This is a genomic window from Clostridium sp., assembly GCF_036781005.1.
Taxonomy (GTDB): Bacteria; Bacillota; Clostridia; order Clostridiales; family Clostridiaceae; genus Clostridium_B.
On the sequence record NZ_DAIQBT010000031.1, the window covers coordinates 1 to 13219 of the forward strand.

The 13219-nt window shown below is 32.6% G+C and carries 10 protein-coding genes, 1 tRNA gene and 1 riboswitch; of the genes, 8 read left to right on the forward strand and 3 right to left on the reverse strand.

Translation table 11 applies throughout. The features are described from left to right. Positions 1-60: 60 nt before the first annotated feature. Positions 61-135, forward strand: a tRNA-Asn gene (locus V7Q02_RS12050). A gap of 43 nt (positions 136-178) precedes the next feature. Here the strand turns inward: V7Q02_RS12050 and V7Q02_RS12055 are convergent. Both V7Q02_RS12055 and V7Q02_RS12060 read right to left on the reverse strand, forming a co-directional pair. After that, complete coding sequence (locus V7Q02_RS12055) at positions 179-1045, reverse strand: ComEC/Rec2 family competence protein (RefSeq protein WP_333861259.1); 867 nt, start codon at positions 1043-1045, stop codon at positions 179-181. Positions 1046-1071: 26 nt separating this feature from the next. Beyond that, positions 1072-1806: a lysophospholipid acyltransferase family protein gene (locus tag V7Q02_RS12060; RefSeq protein ID WP_333861260.1), complete on the reverse strand. Its 735-nt coding sequence runs from the start codon at positions 1804-1806 to the stop codon at positions 1072-1074. Positions 1807-2224: 418 nt separating this feature from the next. Here V7Q02_RS12060 and V7Q02_RS12065 point away from each other — a divergent pair, with 418 nt between their 5' ends. After that, positions 2225-3595, forward strand: coding sequence for a 2-isopropylmalate synthase (locus V7Q02_RS12065; protein WP_333861261.1), 1371 nt, complete (start codon positions 2225-2227; stop codon positions 3593-3595). 36 nt (positions 3596-3631) lie between these two features. Then, entirely contained in the window at positions 3632-5557 is a 1926-nt protein-coding gene (locus tag V7Q02_RS12070) for an aconitate hydratase (protein ID WP_333861262.1), read from the forward strand. Between the two features lie 75 nt (positions 5558-5632). Here V7Q02_RS12070 and V7Q02_RS12075 read toward each other — a convergent pair whose 3' ends face one another. Next, the gene (locus V7Q02_RS12075) at positions 5633-6913 is read right to left on the reverse strand and encodes an O-acetylhomoserine aminocarboxypropyltransferase/cysteine synthase family protein (RefSeq protein ID WP_333861263.1); all 1281 of its coding nucleotides are present in this window, start codon (positions 6911-6913) and stop codon (positions 5633-5635) included. Positions 6914-7053: 140 nt separating this feature from the next. Continuing rightward, a riboswitch (SAM riboswitch) is annotated at positions 7054-7164 on the reverse strand. A gap of 260 nt (positions 7165-7424) precedes the next feature. Between V7Q02_RS12075 and V7Q02_RS12080 the strand changes: the two genes are divergently transcribed. The 5 genes from V7Q02_RS12080 (at position 7425) to V7Q02_RS12100 (ending at position 13120) form a co-directional block, all read left to right on the forward strand. Continuing rightward, a complete protein-coding gene (locus V7Q02_RS12080; protein ID WP_333861264.1) occupies positions 7425-9833 on the forward strand; it encodes a homocysteine S-methyltransferase family protein in 2409 nt (802 codons plus the stop codon). Positions 9834-9957: 124 nt separating this feature from the next. Next, on the forward strand, positions 9958-10647 hold the full coding sequence (locus V7Q02_RS12085; protein ID WP_333861265.1) for a hydrolase: 690 nt from the start codon (positions 9958-9960) through the stop codon (positions 10645-10647). A gap of 177 nt (positions 10648-10824) precedes the next feature. Further along, a complete protein-coding gene (locus tag V7Q02_RS12090) occupies positions 10825-11634 on the forward strand; it encodes an ABC transporter substrate-binding protein (protein ID WP_333861266.1) in 810 nt (269 codons plus the stop codon). A gap of 29 nt (positions 11635-11663) precedes the next feature. After that, entirely contained in the window at positions 11664-12314 is a 651-nt protein-coding gene (gene ehuC, locus V7Q02_RS12095; RefSeq protein WP_333861267.1) for an ectoine/hydroxyectoine ABC transporter permease subunit EhuC, read from the forward strand. Between the two features lie 29 nt (positions 12315-12343). Continuing rightward, positions 12344-13120, forward strand: a complete 777-nt coding sequence (locus V7Q02_RS12100) for an amino acid ABC transporter ATP-binding protein (protein ID WP_333861268.1) — start codon at positions 12344-12346, stop codon at positions 13118-13120. Positions 13121-13219: the final 99 nt, after the last annotated feature.

Genomic DNA, 13219 nt, shown 5'->3' on the forward strand with positions numbered 1-13219 from the left:
TGCCCATGGTACTGCAGGGGAGGCCCTGTGGGAGAGCAGGTCGCTGCCGGTTTTGGTTGTTCCGTGGTAGCTCAATGGTGGAGCATTCGGCTGTTAACCGAAGGGTTGGAGGTTCAAGTCCTCTCCACGGAGCCATTTTTATTTTTTGAGTTGTATTTTTAAAGATATAGAGATATAGTTACTTTTTAACTATATCTCTTCCATTACTTGTAAGTATTATAGTTCCATCAATATCAGTTCTGTAAATACGTATATTTCTCTTCTTTAGTTTTCTTAGGGTCTCTTTGTGAGGGTGTCCATATTTATTGTTTTCGCCACAGCTTATAATGGCTATTTCAGGAGATATTTTATCTAAAAATTCATCTGATGTAGAGTTAGAACTACCATGATGACCAACCTTTAGTACATTTGAGGATATATCATAGTTTTTATCTAGAATTTCTTTTTCACTTAACTTTTCTGCATCCCCTGTAAAAAGAAATTTGGTATTTCCATAAGATATTTTCAAAACTATAGAATAATTATTGGTATCTTCATAGTTATTGTTGTTTGGAGCTATTATTTCTGCTTTAGTATTTTCATCTAAATCTAAATGCATACCTGCTGTTGGAACATTTATTTTCATGTTTTTAGATTTTAATTCAGTTATCATATTTTCAAAGGTTCTGGTAGTAACTGTTTTTTTGGGAGCGTAAAATTTTCCTATAGGATATGTATCTATTATAGTACTCATGCCACCTATGTGATCTTCATCAGGATGGGTGGCAATTACATAATCCAATTTTTTAATATTTATACTATTTAAATAGGATAAAAGCTTATTAGTATTTTTAGTTGGCCCTGCATCTATCAGTAAATTTTTATTATTTATTTGAATAAGTTCACTATCTCCCTGGCCAATATCTATATAATGTACTACAAATTCTGAAGAATTTGTAGATGAGTTACTTGTTTGGCTACTTTTTAAATCCACACAGCCGGATATTAAAAAAGTTATTGATATTAATAGAACTATTATATTAAAATATTTTTTTATATAATTCATAGAATTCAACCACCCTGTTGTGATAATTAGTTTGTGTTATTAGTAACTGGTATATGTTTAAGTATTTCTTGTTTTACAGTATTTGATATGTTAGACAACTCTTCCTTGGAGAGTTTTTCTGTATATATAGGTTTACATATAGTTACTTTTACTTTTGCTGATTTTATCATACTATATTTATTGCCTTCTCTTAATTTGTAACTGCCATCTATAGCTATGGGAACTATAGGAACCTGTGCTTTTAAGGCTAATTTTAAACTTCCTTTCTTAAATTCACCTATTTTAGGACCTTTACTTCTGGTGCCTTCTGGAAATATTACCATACTGTGTCCGCTTTTTAATATTTCAGCTGCCTCATTTATGGATTTCATAGATTCTCTTATACTTTTTCTATCTATAAAAACACATTTTATTTGTTTCATCCAGTAAGCAATCAGTTTAAATTTCAATATTTCCTTTTTGGCTATAAAGCCTACTGTTCTATCTACGGAATGAACTATTATGGGTATGTCTAGAAAACCTTGGTGATTTGATACAAATAGGCAAGTAGAACTAGGAATGTTTTCTTTTCCTTTTAAGGCTATTTCGGCATTTATAAGTTTCAGTATAAAATCAGCCCATTTTATTAAAGCTATATTTATGTAGTCTTCAGCTTCTTCTTCATTTTGGGTTTTCCTAATTTTATTCAACTTAAATTTCTTCATTAACGAGTATATCATATACAAGAAGAAAATAAAGTAAAATAAAATGGTTCTTAACATAAATAAAAACTCCCTTTCTGTAATATTATATTTTTATTTCATATATTGCCTTATTAATTATATCATAGGAATAATTATATTCATGTACATTTGTAAAAATAAAATTGCAATTCGATAGAGCCAATATATAATATAAAAAATCCTTTTTTGTATATAATTAAAGGAAATGAATACGTTTTATTCAAATGTATGCTGATGGGATAAAATTTATTTGCTAAAATATAATAAAAGTGCTACAATATAAGCATAATTATTCTTATCTATAGTTATTAGAGTCCTTTATATCTAATAACTATTTGAATTTTAAGTATAAATATAATATTCTTACATATAAGGGTAAAGATATATGTGAATTTACCTTGTTAAAATAATTCAAAAATTGATTTTATGTTATAGATCCAATATTCAAAATAAGGAGATGATTTATATGAAAAAATGTTCTTATGATTATAAATTGAACAATGTAGATGATCCTAATTTTTATAAAGAAATGTTTCCCTATGAAGAAGTGCCAAAGATAGTTTTTAATAATATACAATTACCTATGGATCTTCCAGATAATATATATATTACAGATACTACATTTAGGGATGGACAACAATCCATGCCTCCTTATACTTCTAGAGAGATAGTTAGGATTTTTGATTATCTTCATGAGTTAGATAATAATTCAGGAATAATAAAACAAACGGAATTTTTTCTATATACAAAGAAAGATAGAAAAGCTGCAGAAGTATGTATGGAAAGAGGATATGAATTTCCGGAAGTAACTTCCTGGATAAGAGCAAATAAAGAAGATTTAAAGTTGGTAAAGGATATGGGAATTAAAGAAACAGGAATGCTTATGTCTTGTTCTGATTATCATATATTTAAAAAACTTAAGATGACAAGAAAAGAAACTATGGATATGTATTTAGATTTGGTAAGGGAAGCATTGAATAGTGGAATTCGTCCTAGGTGTCATCTGGAAGATATAACGAGGGCGGATTTTTATGGATTTGTAGTACCTTTTGTAAATGAACTTATGAAAATGTCAAAGGAGGCCAATATACCTATAAAGATAAGGGCCTGTGATACTTTGGGATTAGGGGTACCTTATAATGGAGTGGAAATTCCAAGAAGCGTACAGGGAATTATACATGGACTTAGAAATATTTGTGAAGTTCCTTCAGAATGGATAGAGTGGCATGGACATAATGATTTTTATGGAGTAGTAACTAATTCTTCAACTGCATGGCTATATGGGGCAGCCTCTATAAATACTTCCTTTCTAGGAATAGGAGAGAGAACAGGCAACTGTCCTTTAGAGGCTATGATATTTGAATATGCACAAATAAAAGGAAATACAAAAAATATGAAACTTAATGTTATAACAGAATTAACAGAATATTTTAGGAAGGAGATCAATTATTCTGTGCCTGTAAGAACTCCTTTTGTAGGCACTGATTTTAATGTAACAAGAGCGGGAATACATGCAGATGGTATATTGAAAGATGAAGAAATCTATAATATATTTGATACAGATAAAATTTTAGGGAGACCTGTAGTAGTTGCAGTAAGTCAGTATTCTGGTCGTGCAGGAATAGCAGCTTGGGTGAATACTTATTATAGACTAAAGGATAATGATAAGGTGAATAAAAATGATCCAAGAATTGATCAAATAAAAATGTGGGTAGATGAACAATATAGATCAGGAAGGACTAGCGTAATAGGCAATAATGAGTTAGAATTATTAGTGAGCAAAGTAATGCCAGAAATTGTTGAAAAAACAGAAGAAAGAGCTAGCTAGTAGTTGGTTCTTAATTTACAAAAATGGAGGATAGTAATGGGATTAAATGCATCACAGAAAATCATAAAAAATCATTTAGTTAAAGGTGAGATGATACCTGGAAAAGAAATAGCTATAAAGATAGATCAAACTCTCACGCAGGATTCTACAGGAACTATGGCTTACCTTCAATTTGAGGCATTGGGAATAGATAGGGTTAAAACAAAACGTTCCGTAGCCTATATTGATCATAATATACTACAATCTGGCCCGGAAAATGCAGATGATCATCTTTATATTCAAACTGTGGCAAAAAAACATGGTATATATTTTTCAAGACCGGGAAATGGAATATGCCATCAGGTAAATTTGGAGAGATTTGGAGTGCCAGGAGATACTCTTTTAGGTTCAGATAGTCACACTCCCACTGGTGGAGGAATAGGAATGCTTGCTATTGGTGCAGGTGGATTAGATGTAGCTGTAGCCATGGGAGGAGGAGAATATTATGTAAATATGCCCTCTATTGTAAAGGTAAACTTAACTGGAAAATTGAGCCCTTGGGTTACGGCCAAGGACATAATTTTGGAAATGCTGAGAAGACTCACAGTTAAAGGCGGGGTAGGAAAGATTTTCGAATATACTGGAGAGGGTGTCAAAACACTATCTGTACCGGAGAGAGCCACTATAACCAATATGGGTGCAGAGCTTGGCGCCACAACTTCTATATTTCCTAGTGATAATGTGGTACTGGAATTTTTAAAAGCACAGGGAAGAGAAAAGGACTTCTATTCCATAGAACCGGATGAAGATGCAGTATATGATGAAGAAATGGAGATAAATTTATCTCTTCTTGAGCCTATGGTAGCATGTCCACATAGTCCTGATGATGTAGTGTCTGTATCTTCACTAAAAAGTATAAAAGTGAATCAGGTTTGTATAGGAAGCTGTACCAATTCTTCTTATGCGGATATGATGAAAGTTGCAAACATATTAAAAGAAAATACTGTAAGTGAAAATGTATCTTTAGTAATATCTCCAGGTTCTAAGCAGGTGCTTACCATGCTGGCTGAAAACGGCGCGTTAGCTTCAATGGTGGCAGCAGGTGCTAGAATACTTGAAAGTGCCTGTGGACCTTGTATAGGAATGGGTCAATCACCATCCACTGATGCTGTGTCACTTAGAACTTTTAATAGAAATTTTGAAGGAAGATCTGGAACCAAATCTGCTAAAATATATTTAGTTAGTCCGGAAATTGCAGCAGCTTCTGCATTAACAGGGTATATTACGGATCCAAGAACTTTAGGAGAGCAATTTGATATAGAAATGCCTTCTAAATTTTTAGTAGAAGATAATATGATAGTTGCTCCTTCAAAGGATGGAAGAGAAATTCAGGTAGTAAGGGGACCTAATATAAAGCCTTTTCCAAAGGCAAAAGCTTTGGGAGATGTTGTAGAAGGTAAGATTCTTACAAAAGTAGGAGATAATATAACTACGGATCATATAATGCCTTCTAATGCCAAGCTTTTACCGTATAGATCCAATATACCTTATCTGGCTGAATATTGTCTGACTCCCTGTGATGAAGATTTTCCTAAGAAAGCAAAGGAAAACCAAGGGGGCTTTATAGTAGGAGGAAGTAATTATGGTCAGGGCTCCAGTAGGGAACATGCTGCTTTAGCACCACTTTATTTAGGTGTAAAGGCAGTGCTTGCCAAATCTTTTGCCAGAATACATAAGGCTAATCTCATAAATAATGGAATAATTACTTTAGTATTTGAAAATTTAGAGGACTATGACAAAATAAATGTTATGGATGAATTGGAAATTAAAGATGCGTTAACACAGATTAACAGCAATATTGTTATAGTAACCAACAAAACTAAGGGAGAGGAATACAGAATGATATTTGACGTTACAGATAGACAGAGGAATATGATAAGGTACGGAGGATTATTAAACCTAGTGAAAAAAACAAATAATTAAGTTGAAAATCCCTGGACTACTTATACGGATCCAGGGATTTTTTAAATTAACTAAAGGGTATTAATAATATATGAATTAAGCTTTGTCAAGAGCTTGTTCTAAATCTTCTATAAGATCTTCAACACCTTCAACTCCAATGGAAAGTCTCACAAGATCCGGAGTAACTCCTGCTGATTTTTGCTGTTCTTCGTTCAGTTCTGCGTGAGTAGTGCTTGCCGGATGAATTACCAGAGATTTAGCATCTGCTACATTGGCAAGCAGTGAAAAAAGATTTAGGCTATTTATAAATTTCTTTCCTGCTTCAAGGCCTCCCTTTATTCCAAAGGTGAATATGGAACCTGCTCCCTTTGGAAGGTACTTCTTAGCAAGTTCTCTGTAAGGACTACTTTCTAGTTCAGGATAGTTAACCCAGGAGACTTTTGGGTGGTTATTTAAAAATTCTACTATTTTTCTTGTGTTTGATACATGTCTTTCAACTCTTAAAGATAGGGATTCAAGACCCAACAGAAAATAAAAAGCATGTTGAGGGCTTATTGTAGCACCTGTATTTCTTAAAAGCTGAACTCTTGCTTTTGTGGCAAAAGCTGTAGCACCTAGGTCTGAATATACCAATCCACCATAACTTTCATCAGGTGTAGTGAAATCAGGGAATTTACCACTTACGACCCAGTCAAATTTACCCCCATCAATTATAACTCCACCTATCGCAGCCCCGTGACCTCCAATGAATTTGGTTGCAGAGTGAATAACTACATCTGCACCGTGTTCTATTGGTCTTATAAGATAAGGTGTTCCAAAGGTATTGTCTATAATAAAAGGTATCTTATTTTCATGTGCAATATTTGCTACAGCCTTTATATCTAAAACGTTGATCCTTGGATTGCCTATTGTCTCCCCATAAACTGCTCTAGTCTTGGAAGTAATAGCCTTTCGAATATTTTCAGGCTCATCTGGATCTACAAATATTACATTGATTCCAAGTTTTTTTAGGGTCACTTTAAATAATTCATAAGTTCCACCATATAATGTGCTCACTGATACTATTTCATCTCCTGAATTTGCCACATTAAGTATGGAGTATAAAATTGCGGCCATTCCTGATGATGTAGCAAGGGCTGCAGAGCCTCCTTCAAGGGCTGCTATTCTTTGTTCAAATACATCTTCAGTAGGATTCATTATTCTGCCATATACATTTCCAGGTTTTTTTAGTTGGAAAAAATCTGCAGCTTCATCTGCATCTTTAAAAACGAAAGATGTGGTCTGGTATATTGGAACTGCCCTTGCACCGGTGGTTGGATCTGGTATCTGTCCTGCATGTACTTGTAATGTTTCAAATGATAATTTCTTTTCACTCATTATATATTCCTCCTTGATATTTTTACATGGGGTATTTTTATTTATGATTTTTAATATCCTGCACGAAACCTCTTGTTTGTAATATAAAGAAAAATAAAAAATCTTCTTGTAAATGAGATACAAGAAGATTTTCTTCATGCTTCTCATCTTCCAGGTATTAACCTGCTGGAATTAGCACCGTTGAATAATAATCTTACTATTCAGGTTGCCGGGCATCATAGGGCCAGTCCCTCCGCCTCTCTGGATAAGAAGTTCCGTATTCGATTGAAAAAATAGTAACAGATATATATAATACTTGTCAATAGAAAAATAAAAAATAATTATTTTTTATTTTTGTAATGGTAGAATATTGTAAAAGTGTTGACAATCAATATTAAAATATTTATTATGAAAAATAAGAATAACAAATGTGATTAGAATGTATATAAATAAAAAATTAATGATATTATATGTATAAATATAAAGTTATAGTTTAATCAGGTATAGATTACTTGGGAAAAGAGGATACAGAATGAATTTTGAAAATTTAGCAGCTAAATTCAATGATAGATTTATTTTTTTTGATGGAGCTATGGGCACTATGCTTCAAAAAGCGGGACTTAAATTAGGGGAATTGCCAGAGGTACTTAACATTACAAATGCTGACATAATAAGGGATATACATAGGAAATATCTAGATGCAGGAGCGGATATCATAACAACAAATACTTTTGGAGCTAATGAATTAAAATATAATTCGTTTGATTACAATATAGAAGATGTGATTTCAGCTGGAGTAAGACTTGCAAAAAAGGAAGCAGGAAATAAATTGGTGGCTCTTGACATAGGGCCTATTGGAAAGATTATGGAACCTACAGGAATTTTAACCTTTGAAAGTGCATATAAATTATTCAAGAATCAAGTTGTTATAGGAGAAGAATATGGGGCGGATTTGATTTTGATAGAAACTATGACTGATTTGTATGAAGCAAAAGCGGCTGTCCTTGCAGCAAAGGAAAACAGTACTCTTCCCGTATTTTGTACAATGACTTTTCAGGAGGATGGAAGGACTCTCATGGGGACAGATGCTAAAACCATGGTATTTGTGATGGAGGCATTGGGGGTAGATGTGCTTGGCGTTAATTGTTCTTTAGGACCTAAAGAACTGCAGGGAATTGTAGAGGAAATTTTAAAATATTCTTCCATACCTGTTATGATACAACCTAATGCAGGACTTCCAAGATATGATGGAGAAAATACAATTTACGATATATCCCCTGAAGATTTTGCGGAGAATGCATTAACTATGGCTCAAAAAGGGGTTAGAGTTTTAGGTGGATGTTGTGGAACTACTCCAGAATTTATAAGGGTATGTAGGGAAGCTTTAAAGGGGATATCACCTTTAAATATAGCAGAAAAGAATTATACAGCAGTGTGTTCTGCTACAGATACAGTTATAATAGATAAAAAAATAAAAATCATTGGGGAAAGAATTAATCCTACGGGAAGAAAGATATACAAAAAAGAATTAAAAGAGGGAAGCATAAATTATATACAAAAAGAGGCTATAGGTCAAAAGGAAGAAGGAGCTAATATACTTGGGGTAAATGTGGGACTCCCGGAGATTAATGAAGTTGAAATTATGAAAAGGGCAATTAGGGGAGTACAGAAAGTAGTTCAATTGCCCCTTAGTATAGATAGTCCTGATCCAAAAGTTTTAGAAGCGGGAATAAGAATATATAATGGAAAACCATTAATAAACTCTGTAAATGGAAGTAAAAAATCCATGGAAGAAGTATTTCCCATAGTAAAAAAATATGGTGGATGTGTTATAGCCCTTACTATAGATGAAAAAGGAATACCTGATACTGCAGAGGGAAGGGTAAAAATTGCAGAAAAAATAATTGAGACTGCAAGTATTTATGGCATTAATAAAAAAGATATAGTAATAGATTGTTTAACTTTAACTGTGTCTGCACAGCAAAAAGAAGTGTTGGAAACGATAAAAGCTATAAAAATAGTAAAAGAAAAGTTTGGAGTAAAAACTGTTTTGGGAGTGAGTAATATATCCTTTGGACTTCCGAACAGAAGTATATTAAATAGAACTTTTCTCGCATTGGCCATGCAGGCAGGATTGAATTTACCAATAATGAATCCAGCGGATGAGTCTATGAAGGAAGTTATAGCTGCTTTTGAGGTTCTTACCAATGTAGATAAAGAAGGAAAAGAATATGTAACTAAATATGGAAATAAGTCCAAAGATGAAAAGCTAAAAAGGGAAGGAAATAGTCTCATCAAAAATATAGAGGATAACAATTTAAAAGATCTTAAACAATTGATTATTGATGGAATTGAAGATGAAGCCTCAGCTGTGACAACAGAGCTTTTAAAGAATAAAAAAGCCCTTGAAATAGTAAATTCTTATATAATTCCTGCACTAGATGAAGTGGGAAAACAGTATGAGATGCAAGATATATTTTTACCTCAACTTATACAGTCAGCGGAGACTGTAAAAAAGTCCTTTGAAATAATAAAAGAGAATATGTTAAGTAGTGGACAAAAAAACTTGGAAAAAGGCACAATAGTACTGGCTACAGTAAAAGGTGATATACACGACATAGGTAAAAATATAGTTAAAGTGCTGCTTGAAAATTATGGCTTTGAGGTTATAGATTTGGGGAGAGATGTGGACATAGATGATATAGTAAATACGGTACGGGATAATAATATAAAGTTGGTTGGGTTAAGTGCACTTATGACTACTACTGTGGCTAGTATGAAAAAAACTATAGAAGCTATAAAAGAAAATAATCTGAATTGTAAAATTGTAGTGGGAGGAGCAGTATTGAATCAAAATTATGCAGACATGATAGGAGCAGACTATTATGCCAAAGATGCCAGAGAGGCGGTTAAAATAGCAGAAAAGGTATTTTTAATTTAATATTAGTCAAATGATGTGGGTGAAATTATATTAAATTAAATCTTTTTATAGAATATTTTTTCAGATTAATATAAAATAGTTATGAAAGTAAAATTGTATAAAAGCTGATTTGGAGAGATAATAAATGAGTCAAGGAGCTAATCAAAAAAGTGTAAAGTATGTACCAGAAATAAGAGGGACACTCAGAGATCATATGATAAACCTGCCCCTTGTAATTAGAGAAGCTAGTGGGATAAATATTTTTGGTAAGAGAATAAAATCCCTTGCATTTACTACAGATATAGCAGTGATAAAAAATATAAATGCAGATGCAATTTTAGCAGTGTATCCTTTTACTCCACAGATAGTTATAAGTGAAGCCTTAGTAACGGCTTCTGATGTACCAATATTTTGTGGCGTAGGGGGAGGGCTTACTATGGGAAAAAGGGTTGTAAATTTAGCATTAAATGCTGAATTTACAGGAGCTATTGGAGTTGTAGTCAATAGTCCTACATCCAATGAAGTCATAAGAGCGGTTAGGGAGTCTATTGATATTCCTATTGTAGTTACAGTAGTATCCGAGCGTGATGATATTGAAATGAGAATAAAATCAGGAGCGTCCATACTAAATGTATCTGCAGGTAAGAATAGTGCAAATCTTGTGAAAAAAATAAGAGAAAATTATAAAGAGTTTCCTATAATAGCTACGGGCGGAAAAACTGAAGATAGCATTAGGGAAACAATACAGGCAGGTGCAAATGCTATTTCTTATACTCCACCGTCAACTGCAGAATTATTTAAGGAAAGTATGGAAAGGTATAGAAATGCTTATTAAAAGTTGCACTTATATTAAATAATATTTGTTTAATATAAGTGCAGTTTTTATTTGTGTATAAAATATATTTAAAAAAATCAAGAAGGTATTGCATAATTATAATAATATATGTATAATTATTTATATACTTAACCTAAGGAGTTAAAGTTTAATTATTTTTAGAGAAGGGGAGAAATAATGAAAAATTTTAAAAAGGCAATAATTTCGTTAGTAATGATCATTTTTACAGTTGCCTTATTCACAGGCTGTGGTAATAGCAGCAGTAATGAGACACAAAATTCTCTTGAAAAAGTAAAAAAGGCAGGGGTTTTAAAAATAGGATTGGAAGATTCTTTTCCTCCAATGGAATTTAGGGATAGTAAAAATACTCTTCAGGGATTTGATGTGGATATGGCAAGTGCCATAGGAAAAAAACTTGGAGTGAAAACTGAATTTGTAAGTACTGATTTTAGTGGTATAATTTTAGCACTGAACTCTGGTAAGTTTGATGCTATAATATCTGGAATGAGTATAACAGATGAAAGAAAAAAACAAATAGATTTTTCAGAAGCATATGTAATGGCAGGACAAATTGTGATTGTTAAGGATGAAAATACAGAAGTGAAAAGTGTTAGTGATTTAAATGGTAAAACTGTAGGGGTGGAACTTGGAACAACAGGGGAGAAATCTGCATCGAAATTAAGCGAGTTAAAAGAAGTTAAAAAATATGACAAGGCTACAGAAGCGCTCCAGGATCTTGCGGCAGGTAGAATTGATGCTGTAATAATTGATGAACCTGTAGGAAGATATTATGTTACAAATGCATCAAAAAATGGAAAATATAAAGTATTAAGTGAGAAGCTTACTAGTGAACCAATGGGCATAGGATTTAGAAAAGGTGATAAGGAACTAGAAGAAGCAGTACAAAAAGCAGTAAATGATTTAAAAAAAGATGGAACAATGTCTAAAATCTCAACTAAATGGTTTGGGGAAGACATATATAAATAAATATATGCAGAAGGAAGTGTATAAAAACAGTGAACGTGGGATTTATTAAAGACATATTACCTATTCTATTAAAGGGAAGTGTAATGACCATAGAACTTACAGTTATTGCTTTAATATTTGGAACAATTCTTGGAATATTTTTAGCACTTTTAAAACTATCTAAAAGTATGATATTAAGAATCATATCAAGTATTTATACCTGGGTGTTTAGAGGAACTCCTTTGTTACTTCAATTATTTTTCTTCTACTATGGGTTACCTTTTGTGGGCATAGAACTTAAGCCATTTTCTGCAGCTGTAATAGGACTTTCCTTAAATTGTGGTGCTTATATGGCAGAGATAATAAGAGGAGGAATACAATCTATACACAAAGGACAGTTTGAAGCAGCTAAAGCTCTAGGATTCAGTTATGGAGAAACTATGAGAAGGATAATATTACCTCAAACCTGGAAAGTTGTAATACCTCCGGTAGGCAATGAATTTATAGCTATATTGAAAGATACTTCATTGGTATCTACTATAGCAATGGTTGAACTTATGAGATCCGCTCAGCAGATATATGCAAGCAGTTTTGATCCCATATCTGTATTTTTTACGGCAGCAATTTTATATCTTATAATGACAACTGTATTTACAACTGTGTTTTCGGCATTTGAGAAAAAATTAGCTATTTATAGTTAATAGTAGAATATAACTGGAGGTATAATTATATGGAAAAAATAGTAAATAACTATGAAGATTCGGATAAATTAGAATATATGATAGAGGGAATAAATTTAACTAAAAGCTTTAATAATTTAACAGTTTTCGAAGATTTAAACATAAAGGTAAAAAAAGGAGAAGTTTTAGTAGTAATAGGAGCATCGGGATCCGGAAAAAGTACTCTTTTGAGATGTTTAAATCACCTGGAGAACTTGGACAGTGGAACCATAATTATAGAAGGGGAAGAATTAAATCCTAAAGATAAAAAAATACTTAGAAAAATAACTACTAAAATGGGAATGGTATTTCAAAGTTTTAATTTATTTCCCCATATGACTGCTATTGAAAATGTTATGGAAGCTCCTTTGATAGTAAAAAAGGAAAAGAAATCAGTAGTAATTGAAAGAGCCAAAAAACTTTTAAATAAAGTTGGACTTGGAGATAAAATGGATTATTATCCATCTAAACTTTCAGGAGGACAACAGCAAAGGGTCGCTATAGCAAGGGCTCTTGCTATGAATCCAGATATAATGTTGTTTGACGAACCTACATCAGCTCTGGATCCAGAACTTGTAGGAGAAGTTTTGAATGTAATGAAGGACTTGGCAAAAGATGGGATCACTATGGTGGTTGTAAGTCATGAAATGGGCTTTGCGAAAGAAGTTGCAGATAGAGTTATATTTATGGATGGAGGAAAAATAGTTGAGCAGGGTGCTCCAGAGGAGATATTTTCTAACCCTAAAGAGGCTAGGACAAAGGCTTTCTTAGATAAGGTTATAAAATAGTTTTTGAAATAATTTTCTTAGGATTCATAAAGTATAGTTTTCAGATAAAATAGTATTAATTAAAGAAAGAGTAGTTATTAAGTTTAACTAGCTGTTGGC